Source organism: Erysipelothrix sp. HDW6C, from assembly GCF_011299615.1.
Classification (GTDB): Bacteria; Bacillota_I; Bacilli_A; order Erysipelotrichales; family Erysipelotrichaceae; genus Erysipelothrix.
In genome coordinates, this window is sequence record NZ_CP049861.1 from 387,983 (window position 1) to 406,501 (window position 18,519).

Here is an 18,519-nt window from a genome sequence, read left to right on the forward strand (position 1 = left end):
AAGCAATTGAACTGATTCCAATATCTCGGACAGTTCAATTGCTTTTTTACATGTAGGTAACAACAGTGTGACCAAACCAGATCACCAGCGGATAAATATAAAGAAACTTGGAGTTCTTTGATAAATCACGCCGGATGGGAAGATGAGATATGAAAGGTAGGGCAAGGATGAAGGTGAACTGATAGTTCAGTGCATCCCCACTATTCATGCGCCATAGGGAAACTATTAACAATACAAATGATAAAAACATGTAACATGCAAAGCGCACACGATCTTTCGCCTCAAATACATAAGTGATAAGCATGAATGGAATAATTAATGATGCCTTCTCTGCTTTCCAAAGCGCAAGCAAGAGTATAATGGGAAAGAGAACAATACCAATTTTTCTAAATGTTGGATAAGATTCGGTAATATAATATTCAAACAGGTATAAAAGTGAGAGCCCCAAAGCGAACGTGAAGTAGAGGTTACTGGAAATTTGATGTTGGGGACTGACTAGAATTGCGTTGAAAACAAAGCTTACAACACTCATGGTCAATGCAGCGGTGAAGAATTTCCCAATTAAAGAAACTTCATGCGTTGATCGCATAAACAAGCGAACCGTATAAGCAGCGAATGCAGTTACAGCGATGATAACTGCGATATTTGCCGGAATTGCCCATACGGCGCTCATGTAAGGAATACACGTTTCCAATACGAGTGGTACAAGCATTAAGATATAAAGTATCATAGAGCGCACTCCTTATCTGTGTTAATCATACCTCATGTACATTGAGAAAAACATGCAATCACATAACAACACACTTACAATATTGTAAGGGAGTTCCAAAAATTATAGGCTTGACATGGAGTGAACTCCAGCATTTATGATACACTTAAGGAGGAAATTATGAAAAAAACATTCTATATTATGCGTCATGGTCAAACAGTATTTAATCTCTTAAAAAAAGTTCAAGGGTTCTCAGACTCCCCTTTAACATCATTGGGAATTGAACAAGCAAAAATAGCAGGCGCCTATTTTAAAGATAAGGAAATATACTTTGATGCGGCATTTTCATCAACATCAGAACGTGCAAGCGATACATTAGAACTGGTCACAGATATGCCATATACACGCCTGAAAGGCCTCAAAGAATGGAACTTTGGTTTATTCGAGAGTGAAAGCGAAGCTTTAAATCCAAAGCTTCCATATGGAGATTTCTTTGTCGCTTATGGTGGCGAAGGGGAGAAACCATTTCAAAAAAGGATCGTTGATACGATGAACGAGCTAGCCCAAACTCAAACAGGGTCGTCAATTCTCGTTGTTGCGCATGGAGCCGTACTTGGACAATTTGGAAAGTACTGGGAACATGAAGCAATCGCAACACGAGATAAAAAAGGTCGAATCGGAAACTGCGCAATATTCAAATATGTTTACGAAAATGAAGTATTCAGATTGGAAGAAATTATAGAGCATGACTTTAGTCATCTCGTATAAAGGAGAAAGCGATGAAAATAGCAGAAGTCAGTGAGTTAGTGGGACTTTCTACTGATACACTACGGTATTATGAGAAAATCGACTTGATAAGTACTGTAAAGAAAATCAATGGACAACGGGATTATTCAGAAGCAGACGTTGCACGTATTACGTTTGTAAGAAACCTACGAAACGCCGGTATGTCAATTGCCTCACTGAAGCGTTATCTTCAACTCGTCTACCAAGGCGATGCGACATCACAGGAACGAAAAGAAATTCTTATTGAGGAGCGCAATCGTATCTTGGAAGCGACAATTGCTCTCATAGATACGGTTGACTTACTAAATTATAAAATTGATGCATACGAAGAGAAAATTATTGTTCGCGAGAACGAACTTCGGGAAAGTCGTGAACGCAATGAGTAATACACCAACACTCCAGACAGAGCGATTAATCCTTAGAAAATTTACTGTACAAGACGTTAGCGCATTGTATGCAATACTTAGTAATTTTGAAGTCAATCGATTTCTACCCATGATTCCACCTAGCAGCCTCGAAGAAGCGGAAAGCTATTTGAAGGAAATGTATCTGGATACGTACACAAACCCGAAGGGGTATCGCTACGCAATCTGTTTCCAAAGTGATAATATTCCAATTGGTTATGTTCATGTTGGCACGACTGAAGCGAAGGATTTTGGTTATGCCTTATTGCCACAACATTGGAATCAAGGCATTGTGACAGAAGCGAGCATCGCAGTGATACGTCAGCTCTTTAAAGATCGCGTAAAATTTATTACAGCAACACATGACATAAATAACCCTGCAAGTGGCTCCGTAATGAAAAAGCTAGGGTTGGTTTATAAATACTCGTACGTAGAACAATGGATGCCTAAAAACATCACGGTAACCTTTCGAATGTATCAACTCAATTTGGATGGCGATGTACTGCGAACTTATCAAGAATATTGGGAAAAATATCCAAATCATTTCATCGAGGAAAGCGATAGTATCTGAAATAGAGAGTCAGTCACAAACAGCGGCTGACTTTTCAAATACCCACTCATCAAGCCTTAATTATCAATTAAATTAATATCAAATATCACAATAATTAATAACAAGAGCAGAGTTTTCGCAAAAGGAATTGTCTTATTACATTTTGTGCATATTTAATTACAATAAAATCATAAACCTAACAAATCATGTTAAATTAACACTAGATTAAAACGGGTGTTTTTGTAGATGAGAAGAGAAGGTATAATATGAAAAAAAGTAAATTTAGTAAGTTAATCAAATTGACAGTTGTAGGTGCACTTGGGATTTTGATGACATCACAATGGACACGACTTTTTGCTGAAGAGACAAAAAATGATAACGAAGTCGTGACAGAACCTATTGTTTCAGATGAAGAAACAGTTGTTGAAGACGAAGAAATTATCGATGAAGAACAAACTGTTGAAGATTCAGACGATGAAGTAGAGCGCAATACGGATGAACAAGAACTAGAAATAGAAGTAGAAATCGAACCACAAGACAATAGTGATGTTTCAAATTCGAGTACAGAAGATCTCACCCAGGATTCGGATTTGAATGATTGGATGCCTGATTTGGGTTTACAAGCGGAGATTGCGAAAACATTAAAGATTAACATCGCTGATCTCAATGAAACATCGATTCTGAGACTTGATACTCTCAGAATCAGCAGTTCTAAAACTGATTTTGATTTGACAGGGTTAGACAGAGCATTAAACCTTAAGAATCTGTATATAAACCAAGCAAACTCAGTTACAAATGTTGAAATAGTGAATCAGTTGCCCAAGCTTGAGCATTTAGAAATTAGAGCAAATTTAACCTATCTCCCAATTTTAAATTCAGAAAGTCTTATCCGATTGCGAGTTCCTTACAATAATATTAGCAAAATTGAAGGACCAATGAACCTCCCAAATCTTATTAAACTCTCAATTTCCAGCAATCAAATTGAGTCTTTAGAAGCATTTTCAACACTCTATAATTTGAAGGATATTGAGATTGCGAGCAATCCAATCAGTGAGTTAAACGTACTTGAAAACTTTCCAAATTTGGAAAGAATATATATAGGCTCTGATAACGTGCCAGAAAGCGAATTCGCGCGCTTTTCAGCATTTCAGAATCTAGAATTCCTTCATCTTGGAAATACAAGTTTGACAACGTTGGATTCCATTCCAACCTTGCCAAATCTCAATGCACTTTACATGAATTACGCTGCTGTGACAAATTTGAACAACATCGGTCGATTTGAGAAACTTGATAACATTAATATTACATATTCTGCACTTGAAGATATCTCAGGCGTTAGCGAAGTGTACAATTTACGACTCTTCACAGTATTTAGTAATCCAGGTATCAAAGACTACTCCCCCCTCGATAACCTTACGGGAATTGAAGGCCTCGATATCCGAAATAATCCGCTCGGAAAATTAGAAGGCGGCGTTGATTTCGTAAAAAAACATAAGAATTTAAAATCATTAGTTATTGAAAACTCATTTGTAGAAAATCTCGACTTCGTTACGGAACTTCCAAACCTTAGAACCCTTTGGGCAGGCGGTAATCGTATCTCAGATATTACAATACTGAATGGAAATACGACACTTGAATCTGTAAAACTTGAACAACAACGAATCGATGATGACATTATTTTAAAAAAGAATACATATGATATAACAGAGAAAATTACAAGTGTTGATGGTAGTAACGTCGAAATCGGTGCAAATTCAGGAATAAATGCTCGAGCTCACTACAACGACGATAAATCCATAACATGGACAGTTGATAAAGGAGAATCGTGGGGACTATTTGCCAATACGTGGAGCACGAATGCAGTAATAAATGGACGAAATGTTAACTATTCGGGACGTGTTTACAAAAGTTTTGAACGCGAGAAGAAAACCATTATCATAAATTATCGTGATCAAGAGGGTAACATGATTGCAGATTCTAAAGAATTGACGGGTTTCTATGGGGATACACAGTCCGTCGCAACTGCCGTTAGTGGATGGACATTCATGGGAGAGCTCCCAATGAATGTGGTGTTTGAAGATGGAACTGATGAAGTAAATCTTGTATACACACAAACAAAAGGTGGCACGGTAACAATTAACTATGTTGACACCACTGGCGAACCGATTCAGGATCCCAAAACGATCACAGGATTTGTTAACGATCCATTTAATGTCACAGCGGATGACATCTATGGATGGAGCCTCAAGAAAACAACCGGTGTTACATCGGGAAAACTAACAACAAAAGAGCAAACAATCACATTTACCTACGGAGCAAAAAGAGTTCAACCTTTATACATTTATTTCTTGGATGAAAATGGTGAATCGATTCGTCAAAGACGAAGGATAACTGGGAACTTTGGCGATACGTATGAATATGAAATTGAAAAAGTGACGGGATACGATTATGCAACTCATGATGGAACACTGAGTGGAACGTTCGATGATACAGCGAAATACATTGAGGTGCATTATACACTTGCAGAAGGTGCTCCAGTAACGCTAAATTATGTTGACGAAAATGGCAATACGCTTAAAGAATCGGAAACATTAACAGGAATGTATGGTGAGTGGTATTTCACGTCACCTGCTGAGATAAAAAATTGGGAATTTCAGACTGGTGAAGGTAGCATGAACGGAAAATTCACAGATGAACCAAAAACAATTACGTTTATCTATGGAAGAATCGCTGCACAACCAATCACCGTGCGTTATGTGGAATTTTTAGGGGATGATATTCAAGAACCAACGTACATTAATGGTTACCAAGGTGATCGCTATACTGTAGAAATTCCAGACATCAAAGGATGGACCATCGATTCAACAGAAGGTTCAACAATGGGCTATCTTGATGATAAACCGCATACGACAACAATAAGCTACCGTCGTATTGCGCCAAAATCAGTAACAGTTAACTACATTAATACTGATGGTGAAATCTTGAAGGAACCAACAACAATTACGGGTAACTTTGGAGATCCTTATAATGTGAGTGCACCGCAAATCAATGGATGGAAACATATTGAAACACAAGGGGAGACACAAGGCGAAATTGATGGTGATGAACACACAATCACATTCGTCTATGAAATCCCGGATGCCGCTCCAATAACGGTGCGATTTGTTGATGAAGCTAACAATTCGTTAAGGGATACTGTCTTAATCAATGGTAAAATCGGTGATACATTCTCAATAGAAATTCCTGAAATTAAGGATTGGATTATTAAGGAAATTGATGGTGAACTTGAAGGGGTTCTAACGGACTCTGCGACAACAGTCACCGTAACTTACGAACGCAAGCAAGGGATGCCAATTATAATTAAACTTACAGATGAAAATGGCACTGAAATTGCTAAAGAAATGAGTATACAAGGGTACGTTGGTGAGCGCTATATTATAAAAGCACCACAAATCGAGGGCTATACATTTAAAGGATTCCTCATCGATGGTCGTACAAGCCGCTTCATGCGAACACTTGAGACATCTTTAGAGATTACCTTTGATGAGACATCACATGTTGTTTCCGTAAACTATACCAAAGACGCACTTACAAATAGTGATGATAAAGAAACAGAAGTGGAGGCATCAGACGATTTACCGAACGTAGATATCGATATTTCTAAAAACGATGGTCCGCAACTTCCAATGACGGGAATGGGTACATCACTACTTTGGCTTGACGCTATTAGTATTGGGACTATCTTGCTTGCCGTTGCACGAAAGAAGAAAGAAAACTAAGAAACTGGATTAAATTCCAGTTTCTTTGCAAACACATGATAGTAATCTGTAAATTCTGGGTAGCATTATGGGATTTCGAACGCATTCCTTGAAGGCAATGGGATTCCCTTATATAATGAATGTATTAATCACCAATTTAATACTCAAAATAGGGTTGAGTAGTTTCTACTGATGCACCGTAAAAGCATCAACAATTGGGGACACACACTTTTCCTCAATCGATTCGTGATTAATAGAAGTTTTACTTGTTACAAAGGAGGACACTATGACACACGTAACAAAATCTTTTATTTATGGCATTCCGAAAGCGGAATTGCATTTGCACCTGGAGGGGTCGTTGGAACCAGAATTGAAACTCCAACTTGCAACGAAGAATGGTATTGATATTGGGCAAACGACTGTAGAGGAAGTTCAGAAAAGTTATCAATTTAATGATCTATCATCATTCTTGGGAGTATACTATCCAGCGATGAATGTACTTCAAGAAGAGGAAGATTTCTACAATCTGGCAATGGCATACTTACGCCGCGTCAAAGAGCACAATGTTCGCTATGTAGAATTGTTCTTTGATCCACAAGCGCATACTACGCGTGGTGTTGCATTCGAAACAATTATTAATGGCTACTATCGTGCAACACAAGATGCAAAAGAGATGGGCATTCGTGCGCATTTAATTATGTGCTTCTTGCGTGATATGAGTGCTGAATCGGCAATGGAACATTATGAAATGTCGTTACCATATCATGAACTCATTCTTGGAGTTGGTTTGGATTCGGACGAACGTAACAATCCACCATTAAAATTCCAAGAGATATTTGCACGTGCCAAGGAAGATGGACTCCATCTTACAATGCATTGTGATATTGACCAAGAGCATTCAATCCAAAATATTCACGATGTACTTCATGTTATTGGTGTTGAACGCATTGATCATGGAACAAACATTGTTGAAGATCCAAAACTTGTTGATTATGTCATCGAGCATAATATTGGATTTACATGTTGCCCTGTATCCAATGGTTTTGTGACCAAGGATATGAAGGGCAAAGAAATTGTCGAATTACTTCATAAAGGCGCAAAGGTAACTGTGAATTCAGACGACCCAGCCTACTTCCAAAGCTACATTTCAGATGACATGTTCGCTTTAGCAGAAAAAGAAAATTTAACCGAAGCCGATATTATTCAACTTGCGAAGAACTCATTTGAAATTGCATGGATGAGTGATGAGGATAAGAAAGTCTATCTCGATGAGATTGATGCTTACGTAAGCGCACAATAAAATACACTAAGAGACAGAAGGGACCGTAAACCTTCTGTTTTTTACGCAACTTAACCTCAAAAAGAGACAACTTACTGAAAAGAAAGGCATCCGCGAAAATGGAGTGGTATGATTGCGTTAGATGGAGGATATCCCATGATTAAATTAGATAAAAAGAGAGCGATAGTTTTAGACTTGTTAAATACCGTACCCTTACTTCATGTAAAAGCATATGTAGAAGGGGGTCAGGGCGAAGGGTGGATTGAACCAAGCAAAAACCCAAAAACTGCCGTCGTAAATATTGATATTCTAAGTTTCTTAGGTGGTGAAGCATCCTCAAATATTACTGGGGAACTCTTAAAACAACTTCCACAACCCGAAGATACCGATTGGATTATTGTCTTCCCACAAACAGATTCTTGGAAAACTACGATTGAACAAGCTTTTGAAGGACGTCTTCACAAGATGCAACGTCACGCAATGAAGAAGGATACACAATTCTCTATTTCGAAACTCGAATCAATGATAAACTCGGTATCGCAACAACATAAAATCGAACAATTGGATGAATCAGCGTATGAAGCCATTCTAGCATCTGCCACGATGCAAGATTTAGTAAACAAAGACGATACAAAAGAGAACACTTTATCCATGGGAAAAGGATTCGTTGTTCGCGACGGAGACCGTGTTGTATGTGGCGCATGTTCATTTCTACGCACCAAGGATCAAATAGAAGTACAAATCATCACCGATCCAGACTACCAAAGACAAGGTCTGGCTACAGCTTGTGGAGCAGCACTGATTCTTGATTGCATCAAAGATAATATCCATCCAAGTTGGGATGCAGCCAACCCAGAATCCTTGCGACTCGCTGAGAAACTCGGGTATGAACATGATTACGGCTATGATGCGTATGCACTAAAAATACGATAGCGCTAAAATAAAAAAGATGAAATAAGAAAATCTTGAGAAACATTGAAAAGAGTTGGTATCGTGGTTGACTTCAACCGTGATAACCGATAAACTATAAATAACAAAAGACCTTTAACATTGTCCTGTGAGACAGCGAAGGGAAGAGTAAATATCATTCATTAGTAGCTAATGAGTCTCTTTTCGCGCAAAAGAGGCTCTTTTTTATGGAGGATATTATGGCGAAAACAATCCTAAATGATCAGGAAATGATGCGTGCATTGACACGTTTGTCGTATGAAATAATCGAGCGCAATCACGGTATCGAAAACTTAGTGCTTGTTGGAATTGAGACACGTGGCATACATCTTGCCAATCGAATTGCTGATAAAATCGGTTCAATCGAAGGGCCAATTGATGTCATTACGATTAATATCGATGGATATCGTGATGATAAAGAAAATGATGCAACGGTAGCGCACCAAGATGTGCTTACTGACAAACGTATTGTTTTGGTTGATGATGTTCTCTTCACAGGAAGAACGATACGTGCGGCAATGGATGCGGTCATCGATTTGGGAAGACCCTCAGAAATATCCCTTGCAGTCTTAGTTGATCGCGGGCATCGGGAATTGCCAATTCGCCCAGATTACATTGGTAAAAACATACCAACTTCCAAGAAAGAACGTGTCTTTGTACGTGTTGCGGAAGTAGATGGTGTTGATGAAGTAACAATAGAATAGATAAACAGTGATTTCACTTTAATTGGTACCGAGAGTTCCAAAAGCGAAAACACCATTTAGTGGTTTCTTGCTTAAACTCTCGATGAGTTTAAGCTTTTTTATGGAGGTAGCGTAATGAGAGATTTTCTAAGTGTTGATGATTTGACGAATGAGGATGTTCAATCATTAATTGAGAGTGCGGTTGCATTCAAAAAAGGAGAGCGAGCATATCAATCATCGGCTTCGGTCGTGAATATGTTCTTTGAAGACAGTACACGTACAAAACATAGTTTCGAAATGGCAGAGCATAAGGTTGGGATGCATATTATGAACTTTGATGTTTCCACAAGTTCTGTGAAAAAAGGTGAATCAATGTACGATTCGGTGCTGACAATGCAAGCCATTGGTGCTGAAATCGCCGTGATTCGCCATCAAAACAATGATTTCTACAAACAACTTGAACATTTGAATATATCGATTGTGAACGCAGGATCGGGAAGTGGGTCACATCCATCACAATCACTCTTGGATATGATGACGATTTATGATGAGTTTGGATGCTTCGAAGGATTGAAGGTTGCAATCATTGGTGATATCAAACACTCACGTGTAGCGATGTCGAACATGCGGTTGCTGCATCGTTTGGGGGCGAAGGTTTCATTTGCAGGTCCCGCAAAATTCTTCGATGAATCGTTTCTTGAATACGGTCCGTTTATATCGGTTGATGATGCGATTAGAAACAGTGATGTGGTTATGCTGCTCCGCATTCAACTCGAACGCCATGATAAAGAAATCAGTCTTACTGACTTTGAGTATCACACAGAATACGGGCTCACATTGGATCGTTATGAAACCATGCAAGAGCGTGCTGTTATTATGCACCCAGCGCCTGTAAATCGGGATGTAGAAATTGCGAGTGAGTTGGTTGAATGTGACAAAGCGCGCATTGTTGAGCAAATGACCAACGGCATGTTTATGCGGATGGCAATTTTAGAGAAAATCGTAGAAGGAAGAAAATCATGAAAACAGTCTTAAAGAATGGGAAAATAATTATCCGCGATAACGACTTAGAATTGGTGGACATCGCAGTTGAATCAGGAAAAATCATTGAAATGGGTCACAATCTAACTGGAGATACTGTTATTGACCTGGATGGAAAACTTGTGATGCCAGGACTTGTTGATGTCCACGTTCACTTGCGAGAGCCAGGATTTACGGATAAAGAAACGATTAAAACGGGAAGTATGGCAGCGGCACGGGGTGGATTCACAACAATCTGTGCTATGCCAAACACCAATCCAATTCCAGATACTGTTGAGAAATTTCAAGCAATTGAAGCAATCATCACCCAAGATGCTGTCGTAAACGTATTACACTATGCTCCCATCACAAATGGATTGCGCAGCGATGAACTTGTAGATATGAAGGCAATTAACGCCTTTGCATACACAAACGATGGTGTTGGTGTCCAAACAGCGGGGACGATGTATAAAGCAATGAAAGCGGCAGCTGCAATAGGGAAACCAATTGTTGCTCACACTGAGGATGAGAGTCTTCTGTATGATGGTGTCATGCATGAGGGACGGCGCAGTAAAGCGTTGGAACTTCCCGGAATCATGGGAATTGTAGAATCGAGTCAAATTGCCCGAGATATTCTCATTGCGAAGGAAACAGGCTGTCACTATCATGTGTGTCATGTATCGAGCAAAGAAAGTGTGGCCGCGATACGATTTGGGAAAGAATTGGGCGTTCATGTAACTGCGGAAGTATCGCCGCACCACCTCATTTTAAATGAGATGGACATCCCAGGAGATGACGCGAACTACAAAATGAACCCACCACTACGAAGTGCTGAGGACCAAAAGGCATTAATCGAAGGGCTCTTAGATGGCACCTTAGATATCATTGCAACCGATCATGCCCCGCATACAGTTGCTGAAAAGAAACAAGGATTTCTTAAAGCACCTTTTGGAATCACAGGTAGTGAGATTGCATTTCCACTAATTTATACAGAATTTGTAGAAAAAGGGATATTCACACTAGCCCAAGTTCAAAAATGGATGTCTCACAAACCGGCAGAAATTTTCAACTTTAAAAATAAAGAGCTAACAGTAGGGTCGATTGCTGATATTGCTGTGTTCGATATTGATTCGACCGAAGTTGTGCATCAAGATGACTTTGTATCGAAAGCGATTAATACGCCATTTATTGGACGCGAATTAAAAGGGAACTGCAAACTAACAATGGTTGAAGGGGAGATACGATGGAACGTTATTTAATTTTAGAAGATGGTACGGTATTTACGGGAAAAGCATTTGGAGCCATCCAAGCGCAGCAAGGCCCCATTCGTATTTTTACTGGAGCACAAGGGTATCAAGAAGTGATGACCGATCCAGAAATGAGTAACAGTTTGGTACTCTTTACATACCCATCAATTGGGAATACAGGCATTAATTTATACGATGAAGCTTCACTTACAATTACCTGTGCAGGGATAATCGTTAGGGAACATGTTGGGAAGCCATCAAACTGGCGCACACAAATGGCATTGGAAACGTATATGATACAACAAGGGATACCAGGAATTTATGGTATTGATACTCGTGCCCTAACCAAACATATTCGTGAAAAAGGTGCGATGGAAGCCAAACTTGTGGATATCTTGGATACCCAAGCATTCACAAAAAAGGCAATGGTTGATGTCTCCACGAAGTCGCCGTATCGCATTCAAGGTCAAGGCAGTCACATTACAGTTTTAGACCTGGGTGTCACACAAAGCGTGATTCAATCCCTCACAGACCGAGGATGTAGGGTGCAAATACTTCCATTCTCAAGTAGCGCTGAGGATATTCTCGCAACATATCCTCACGGTGTTTTGATTAGCAATGGACCTGCAATCAAAGAAGACTTAGAATCTGTAAAACTAGAACTGACAAAGCTCGTTGGTCATACGCCAATCTTGGGACTCGGGTTGGGTGCACACTTGCTCGCACATACGATTCCCAGCAATCGAACCTTCCTTTCCCAACAAACAACTAACATTAACCCACAGATTGTAACCTCAAACTATGGAGGACTCCAATCCTTGGATAAGAAATTGTTGGTTTTAGAACAAGACCTTAATACCAAAGTGCCACTTGCATTCAAGTACCCTTATGATTCTGTTTATGGATATGATTATACTGAAACCGACCCAAGAACCGCAGTAATTATGGATGCATTTATTGAACGCATCGCCAATACAAAGGAGAACCGTTATGAACAGTAATATTAAAAGAATCCTTGTTATTGGATCAGGACCAATTGTGATTGGGCAAGCAGCAGAGTTTGACTATGCAGGAACCCAAGCCTGTCTTGCATTACGCGAAGAAGGGTATGAAGTTATTCTTATAAATTCAAATCCAGCAACCATTATGACGGATGCAAATATTGCCGATAAAGTATACATCGAACCGCTAACCAAAGAATTTGTTGAGATGATTCTTCGAAAAGAGCGTGTTGATGCAATTCTTCCTAATTTGGGCGGTCAAACAGGTTTAAACCTGGCCATTGAACTTTATAAAAGTGGCATCTTGGATGAACTTAAAATTACATTATTGGGAACATCGGTTGAAGCCATTGAAAAAGCTGAAGACCGTGAACTTTTCAAAAATCTTATGGAAACTTTGGATGAGCCAATTGCCCCATCGGCGATTATTCATACGGTAGAAGAAGCATTGGAAGCAGTCGCCACCATCGGATATCCAATTATTATACGTCCCGCTTACACCCTTGGAGGGTCTGGTGGGGGCCGTGCGGAGAATGAAGAAGCGTATATTGAAATCGTAAAATCAGGATTACTCATGTCTCCTGTGAATCAATGCCTTGTTGAACAAGACATCTCGGGATTCAAAGAGATTGAATATGAGGTAATTCGCGACAAAGATGATAACGCAATGGTTATTTGTACGATGGAAAACTTTGATCCAGTGGGTGTCCACACGGGCGATTCAATCGTCTTTGCTCCGGCACAAACCCTGACTCAACGTGAGATTACCATGTTAAGAAATGCTTCACTAAAAATTATCTCGGCGCTTGGTATTGAAGGTGGCTGTAATGTTCAGTACGCTCTAGATCCCTTCAGCGATACGTATTATGTTATTGAAGTTAATCCTCGTGTATCACGCTCTTCAGCACTTGCAAGTAAAGCAACAGGCTATCCAATTGCGAAGATTACTGCAAAGATTGCTGTTGGTCTAACGCTTGATAAAATTGACCATCCAATTATCCCCAATCACAAAGCCTTCCGTGAACCGGTTGTTGACTATGTGGTTGCGAAAATTCCGCGCTGGCCCTTTGATAAATTCTTAAGCGCAGACCGTCGCTTGGGAACACAAATGAAGGCAACCGGTGAGGTTATGGCCTTGGGTCGAAACCTTGAAAGTGCATTGCTTAAAGCCGTTCGCTCACTTGAACTCGGCATAGACTATCTTAATCTTGAGAGTCTAAAAAAATACGATGATGCCCAAATCAGTCAATTACTAACCAAACCAACGGATGAGCGACTCTTTGTACTTGTAGAGGCGATGCGACGTGGCTTTAGTGTTGAGGATATCTATCAACTCACCCACATTGATCGTTTCTTCTTGAACAAAACTCGTCACATCCTTGAACTGGAAACATCAGAAAATATCGCTGAACAAAAATTCTTTGGATTGCCTGACTCAGTAACGGGTCCAAATACACTCCAACCCGTTTATAAAAAAGTAGATGCAAGTGGCGGTGAGTTTGAAGGAACAGCACCGTACTTCTACAGTACGTTTGAACAAGAAACAGAAAGTGTTGTTAGCGATGCGAAGAAAATCGTTGTCTTGGGATCGGGTCCTATCCGAATTGGACAAGGGGTTGAATTTGATTATGCAACGGTTCACTGTGTAAAAGCACTTCAGAGCATGGGATATGAAGCAATAATTATCAACAATAATCCCGAGACCGTATCGACAGACTTTGAACTTGCTGACAAATTATACTTTGAGCCACTCACACATGAAGATGTCATGTACGTTATAAACCATGAGAAACCCGAAGGAGTCATTGTACAGTTTGGGGGACAAACCGCGATTAACTTGGCCGAAGGTCTTCAAGAAAAAGGCGTCAAAATATTTGGTACCAACTTAGAGGATATCAATCGCGCGGAGGATCGTGAGAAATTCACCGATACAATGGTTGCACTAGGAATCAAACAGCCAGAAGGTTCGAGTGCAATGGATGAGGCAAGCTTGATAAAGATTGCGGAGCGTATTGGATATCCAGTATTAATTCGCCCCAGCTTTGTTCTGGGTGGACAATCGATGAAGATTGTAACTTCAAGTCAAGAATTACACGACCATGTATCAACACTTTCCTTCAAACATCCTGTACTCATTGATCGCTATGTATCCGGTATTGAAGTTGAAGTCGACGCTATTAGCGATGGGGATACGGTGGTGATACCTGGAATTATGGAGCATATTGAACGCTCGGGAGTGCACTCGGGTGATTCAATGGCGGTTTATCCCCCTCAAAACCTAAGTTCTAAGATAATTGAAGAAATTACTGAAATCACGACAAAACTTGCTAAAGGATTAAATACAATCGGAATGATGAACATTCAATTCATTGTTCAAAAAGAAGATATCTATGTCATTGAAGTAAATCCACGGGCATCAAGAACGGTTCCTTTCATGAGTAAAGTCACGGGAATCCCCATGGCTCAAGTTGCAACCAAAGCAATGTTGGGAGAGCGTATCCCTTATGAATCCGGACTTGTTCCAAACGTAAATGGCGTACATGTTAAAGCACCTGTGTTTAGTTTTGCGAAGCTGCGTAGTGTCGATACCTACTTGAGCCCAGAAATGAAATCCACGGGTGAAGTTATGGGTTCAGACTATACACTGGAAAAAGCACTCTATAAAGCGTTCATTGCCAGTGGTTACCGATTCAACACACAAGGCAAGATTCTCTTAACGGTAGCTGACAAATATAAAGAAGAAGTACTGCCAATGGCGCAAAAACTATATGACCTAGGCTTTGAACTGCTGGCAACAGAGAATACAGCGAAGTTCTTAAGTGTCCATTCAATTCCAACGCAAACTGTATCAAAAGTAAATGAAGATGCTATTGATATTTTGGATATCATCCGTTCGCAAGAACTCAACTTCATTATCAATACAGTGAATGGCGATAGCCAAGTATTCAGTGATGGATTCATGATTCGACGTGTTGCAGCTGAGCAAGGAATTCCGCTTTTCACCTCATTAGATACTGCGAATGTGCTCATCAATGTGCTTGCATCACGGATGTTTAGTCCATGGCAATTGGAGGAGAAACGATGAAACAAGAAAACATGACGGTTATTTCCAATAAGGAAATTGGCCATCAAATTTATGAAATGATTCTCAAGGGAAACTTAGTTTCAAAGATGCGTGAATCGGGACAATTTCTTCATATCAAAGTAAACCGTGACGATCTCATATTAAGAAGACCAATCAGTATTGCAAGTATCCAAGATGATACCGTAACGATTCTCTATCGCGTTGTGGGTCAAGGTACGGCAAGTTTGGCTTTAATGAAACCTTTTGATGAAGTGGATGTATTGGGGCCTTTGGGACATGGCTTTGAATTGGAAGCAATTCAAGCAAACAGCGAAGTATTGGTTGTTGGGGGTGGTATTGGGGTGGCACCACTTTACGAACTGGGAAAACAATTAGCATTGAAGCAAGCAAATATTACGTTTGTACTCGGATTTGCAAATGCACACGATGCCTACTATCTTGACAAGTTTCGTGAACTGGGTTCGGTGCGCATCACTACAGATGATGGCTCACTTGGAACACAGGGTCATGTTGGTGCAGTGCTCGATGGGATTGAGCCAGAGTTTGTCTACGCATGTGGACCGCTGCCACTTCTTCGCATGGTACAAACAAGCTACGCAGAATGTGATCATGTCTATGTATCCATGGAAGAGCGCATGGCGTGTGGTATGGGTGCTTGCCATGGGTGTGATACGAAAGATAAGAACAAGCGGGTCTGCTATGACGGTCCTGTATTCAATGCGAAAGAGGTGACGGTTTGAATCGATTAAGTGTGAGTTTACCAGGTTTAGAATTAAAGAACCCCATTATCCCAGCAAGTGGATGCTTTGGGTTTGGGGAAGAATTTGCGGAGTATTATGATTTGAGTGTCTTGGGTGCAATTATGGCGAAGGCAGCAACACTCGATGCACGTGTTGGAAACGACTTACCCCGTGTTTGTGAGACACCTGGAGGCATGTTGAATGCAATCGGACTGAAGAATCCTGGATTGGATGTTATCATCAACGAAAAATATCCGTTCCTTGCTCGCTATGATGTTCCTGTAATTGCGAATGTTGCCGGATCGACGGAGGATGAGTATGTAGAAGTTTGCCGTCGCGTCAGTGAAGTTGCAAATGTCACCGCAATTGAATTGAATATATCCTGTCCAAATGTCAAAGAAGGCGGCGTTGCATTTGGGACTGATCCAGAAATTGCAGCACGTCTTACACGTAAAGTAAAAGCAGTCGCAACTGTACCAGTCTATATTAAGTTATCACCCAATGTGACGGATATTGTAGCCATTGCAAAGGCGGTTGAGGAAGCAGGGGCAGATGGTATTACCATGATCAATACGGTCACGGCGATGCGAATTGATCTCAAAACACGCAAACCCATTCTTGCTAACAAAACAGGCGGCTTATCAGGGCCAGCAGTAAAAGCGCTCGCAATTCGGATGGTATACGAAGTATCGCGTGCGGTGTCAATTCCAATCATTGGTATGGGTGGTATTGAAACCGTCGATGATGTATTGGAAATGTATATGGCAGGAGCCAGCGCAGTTGCCATTGGAACCGCAAATCTACACGATCCTTATATTTGTCCAAAGCTAATTGAAGCATTACCAAAACGCATGGATGAACTTGGAATTGAATCACTTGAATCACTAATTATGGAGGTAAGAAATAATGTCTAATGTAATTATCGCACTCGATTTTCCAACCATGGAAGTCGTCGAATCATTCCTGGATAAATTCTCAGGAGAAACACTCTTTGTAAAGATCGGAATGGAACTTTACTATCAAACCGGCCCAGAAATCGTCCGTGCCGTTAAATCACGGGGTCATAAAATATTCTTGGACCTAAAATTACATGACATTCCCAATACTGTAGAACGTACAATGCGTGGTTTATCAGCATTGGGTGTCGATATGACAAACGTACATGCAGCTGGAGGGATTGAAATGATGAAGGCAGCCAAAAGAGGTTTGGGTGAAGGTCCGCAACTTATTGCTGTAACCCAACTCACATCAACAACTGAAGAGGCAATGCATCACGAACAACTTATTGATGCTTCCTTGAATGAATCGGTAATTAATTATGCAAAAATCACTCAAGAAGCAGGTCTCGAAGGCGTCGTATGTTCACCGCTGGAAGCAGGGATGATTCGCGATAACACATCTGATGTATTCCTTAGAGTTACACCAGGAGTGCGCTTAGCGTCGGCTAAGGCAGATGACCAAAAACGCATTACAACACCCAAACGTGCGAAAGAAATTGGTTCAACACATATTGTCGTCGGAAGACCCATTACTGCAAGTGATGACCCTGTAAGGGCCTACCACGATATCGTCCGCGAATGGGAGGAAGCATAATGACCCTAGCCAAGAACATTGCCAAACATCTCTTAGAGGTGAAAGCAGTAACGTTAAGTCCCAACGAACCCTATACATGGGCAAGTGGACTCAAAAGTCCAATCTATTGTGATAACCGCATCACCATGAGTTTTCCCGAAACGCGTAATACAATCGCCCAAGGGTTTGCGCAACAAATCAAAGCAATTTACCCAGATGTTGAATACATTGTGGGGACTGCAACAGCGGGAATTCCACAAGCATGCTGGGTTGCAGAGATCCTCGGCTTGCCCATGGCATATGTAAGACCGAAACCCAAAGATCACGGGAAGAGTAAACAAATCGAAGGGTTCATTCCTGAAGGAGCAAAGGTTGTCGTTATTGAAGACCTCATTTCAACAGGTGGAAGTTGCATTAAAGCATGTGAAGCACTCCGCGTTGAAGGAATCGAAATACTTGGAGTTATGGCGGTATTCACTTACGAATTGGAATCGGCAAAAACAAACTTTGAACATGCAGATATCGAACTGGTGACGTTATCAAACTATACGACGTTGATTGAAATTGCTAAAGAGCAAGGGTATATCGACCAAGGTGACGTGCTGCTTTTACAATCGTGGAAGGCCAGTCCCCATAGCTATGGGATTTAATCATTGACCCTAAGGGATGGTATAGATAAGGATATCTTCGGATATCTTTTTTTTGTGTCAAGAGTGTAAATCATGCAATTCTCGTAA

The 18,519-nt window shown here is 40.5% G+C and carries 16 protein-coding genes and 1 riboswitch; of the genes, 15 read left to right on the forward strand and 1 reads right to left on the reverse strand.

Annotated elements, in window-relative coordinates; all coding sequences use genetic code 11:
* Positions 1-46: 46 nt before the first annotated feature.
* Positions 47-730, reverse strand: a complete 684-nt coding sequence (locus G7062_RS01915; RefSeq protein ID WP_166064231.1) for a hypothetical protein — start codon at positions 728-730, stop codon at positions 47-49.
* A 159-nt stretch (positions 731-889) separates the two neighbouring features.
* On the opposite strand from G7062_RS01915, the gene G7062_RS01920 reads away from it, so the two are divergent.
* From G7062_RS01920 to pyrE, 15 genes are all read left to right on the forward strand, one after another.
* Positions 890-1,477: a histidine phosphatase family protein gene (locus G7062_RS01920; RefSeq protein ID WP_166064232.1), complete on the forward strand. Its 588-nt coding sequence runs from the start codon at positions 890-892 to the stop codon at positions 1,475-1,477.
* 11 nt (positions 1,478-1,488) lie between these two features.
* Positions 1,489-1,881 carry a MerR family transcriptional regulator gene (locus tag G7062_RS01925; protein ID WP_166064233.1) on the forward strand — a complete coding sequence of 131 codons (393 nt, stop codon included), beginning with the start codon at positions 1,489-1,491 and terminating at the stop codon, positions 1,879-1,881.
* On the forward strand, positions 1,874-2,470 hold the full coding sequence (locus tag G7062_RS01930; protein WP_166064234.1) for a GNAT family N-acetyltransferase: 597 nt from the start codon (positions 1,874-1,876) through the stop codon (positions 2,468-2,470). Before G7062_RS01925 ends, G7062_RS01930 begins: the two co-directional genes overlap by 8 nt.
* Positions 2,471-2,715: 245 nt before the next feature.
* Positions 2,716-6,228 (forward strand): MucBP domain-containing protein, encoded by a 3,513-nt coding sequence (locus G7062_RS01935; protein ID WP_166064235.1) that lies wholly within the window; start codon positions 2,716-2,718, stop codon positions 6,226-6,228.
* Positions 6,229-6,340: 112 nt separating this feature from the next.
* Positions 6,341-6,442: riboswitch (purine riboswitch) on the forward strand.
* Between the two features lie 51 nt (positions 6,443-6,493).
* Positions 6,494-7,507, forward strand: coding sequence for an adenosine deaminase (gene add / locus G7062_RS01940; protein ID WP_166064236.1), 1,014 nt, complete (start codon positions 6,494-6,496; stop codon positions 7,505-7,507).
* Between the two features lie 135 nt (positions 7,508-7,642).
* On the forward strand, positions 7,643-8,419 hold the full coding sequence (locus tag G7062_RS01945) for a GNAT family N-acetyltransferase (RefSeq protein WP_166064237.1): 777 nt from the start codon (positions 7,643-7,645) through the stop codon (positions 8,417-8,419).
* Positions 8,420-8,634: 215 nt separating this feature from the next.
* A complete protein-coding gene (gene pyrR, locus G7062_RS01950; protein ID WP_166064238.1) occupies positions 8,635-9,138 on the forward strand; it encodes a bifunctional pyr operon transcriptional regulator/uracil phosphoribosyltransferase PyrR in 504 nt (167 codons plus the stop codon).
* Positions 9,139-9,252: 114 nt separating this feature from the next.
* A complete protein-coding gene (locus tag G7062_RS01955) occupies positions 9,253-10,140 on the forward strand; it encodes an aspartate carbamoyltransferase catalytic subunit (protein WP_166064239.1) in 888 nt (295 codons plus the stop codon).
* Positions 10,137-11,396 carry a dihydroorotase gene (locus G7062_RS01960; protein ID WP_166064240.1) on the forward strand — a complete coding sequence of 420 codons (1,260 nt, stop codon included), beginning with the start codon at positions 10,137-10,139 and terminating at the stop codon, positions 11,394-11,396. Before G7062_RS01955 ends, G7062_RS01960 begins: the two co-directional genes overlap by 4 nt.
* A complete protein-coding gene (locus tag G7062_RS01965; protein ID WP_166064241.1) occupies positions 11,381-12,385 on the forward strand; it encodes a carbamoyl phosphate synthase small subunit in 1,005 nt (334 codons plus the stop codon). Before G7062_RS01960 ends, G7062_RS01965 begins: the two co-directional genes overlap by 16 nt.
* Positions 12,375-15,470 carry a carbamoyl-phosphate synthase large subunit gene (gene carB / locus G7062_RS01970; protein ID WP_166064242.1) on the forward strand — a complete coding sequence of 1,032 codons (3,096 nt, stop codon included), beginning with the start codon at positions 12,375-12,377 and terminating at the stop codon, positions 15,468-15,470. The genes G7062_RS01965 and carB overlap by 11 nt, the downstream gene beginning before the upstream one ends.
* A complete protein-coding gene (locus G7062_RS01975; RefSeq protein WP_166064243.1) occupies positions 15,467-16,210 on the forward strand; it encodes a dihydroorotate dehydrogenase electron transfer subunit in 744 nt (247 codons plus the stop codon). Before carB ends, G7062_RS01975 begins: the two co-directional genes overlap by 4 nt.
* Positions 16,207-17,124, forward strand: coding sequence for a dihydroorotate dehydrogenase (locus G7062_RS01980; RefSeq protein WP_166064244.1), 918 nt, complete (start codon positions 16,207-16,209; stop codon positions 17,122-17,124). Before G7062_RS01975 ends, G7062_RS01980 begins: the two co-directional genes overlap by 4 nt.
* A complete protein-coding gene (gene pyrF, locus G7062_RS01985) occupies positions 17,117-17,803 on the forward strand; it encodes an orotidine-5'-phosphate decarboxylase (protein ID WP_166064245.1) in 687 nt (228 codons plus the stop codon). Before G7062_RS01980 ends, pyrF begins: the two co-directional genes overlap by 8 nt.
* Positions 17,803-18,432, forward strand: coding sequence for an orotate phosphoribosyltransferase (gene pyrE / locus G7062_RS01990; RefSeq protein WP_166064246.1), 630 nt, complete (start codon positions 17,803-17,805; stop codon positions 18,430-18,432). The genes pyrF and pyrE overlap by 1 nt, the downstream gene beginning before the upstream one ends.
* The last annotated feature ends 87 nt before the right edge of the window (positions 18,433-18,519 follow it).

Coding starts and splice junctions, on each gene's coding strand:
- G7062_RS01915 (WP_166064231.1), bottom strand. CDS start 730: ATGATACTTTATATCTTAATGCTTGTACCACTCGTATTGGAAACGTGT.
- G7062_RS01920 (WP_166064232.1), top strand. CDS start 890: ATGAAAAAAACATTCTATATTATGCGTCATGGTCAAACAGTATTTAAT.
- G7062_RS01925 (WP_166064233.1), top strand. CDS start 1,489: ATGAAAATAGCAGAAGTCAGTGAGTTAGTGGGACTTTCTACTGATACA.
- G7062_RS01930 (WP_166064234.1), top strand. CDS start 1,874: ATGAGTAATACACCAACACTCCAGACAGAGCGATTAATCCTTAGAAAA.
- G7062_RS01935 (WP_166064235.1), top strand. CDS start 2,716: ATGAAAAAAAGTAAATTTAGTAAGTTAATCAAATTGACAGTTGTAGGT.
- add (WP_166064236.1), top strand. CDS start 6,494: ATGACACACGTAACAAAATCTTTTATTTATGGCATTCCGAAAGCGGAA.
- G7062_RS01945 (WP_166064237.1), top strand. CDS start 7,643: ATGATTAAATTAGATAAAAAGAGAGCGATAGTTTTAGACTTGTTAAAT.
- pyrR (WP_166064238.1), top strand. CDS start 8,635: ATGGCGAAAACAATCCTAAATGATCAGGAAATGATGCGTGCATTGACA.
- G7062_RS01955 (WP_166064239.1), top strand. CDS start 9,253: ATGAGAGATTTTCTAAGTGTTGATGATTTGACGAATGAGGATGTTCAA.
- G7062_RS01960 (WP_166064240.1), top strand. CDS start 10,137: ATGAAAACAGTCTTAAAGAATGGGAAAATAATTATCCGCGATAACGAC.
- G7062_RS01965 (WP_166064241.1), top strand. CDS start 11,381: ATGGAACGTTATTTAATTTTAGAAGATGGTACGGTATTTACGGGAAAA.
- carB (WP_166064242.1), top strand. CDS start 12,375: ATGAACAGTAATATTAAAAGAATCCTTGTTATTGGATCAGGACCAATT.
- G7062_RS01975 (WP_166064243.1), top strand. CDS start 15,467: ATGAAACAAGAAAACATGACGGTTATTTCCAATAAGGAAATTGGCCAT.
- pyrF (WP_166064245.1), top strand. CDS start 17,117: ATGTCTAATGTAATTATCGCACTCGATTTTCCAACCATGGAAGTCGTC.
- pyrE (WP_166064246.1), top strand. CDS start 17,803: ATGACCCTAGCCAAGAACATTGCCAAACATCTCTTAGAGGTGAAAGCA.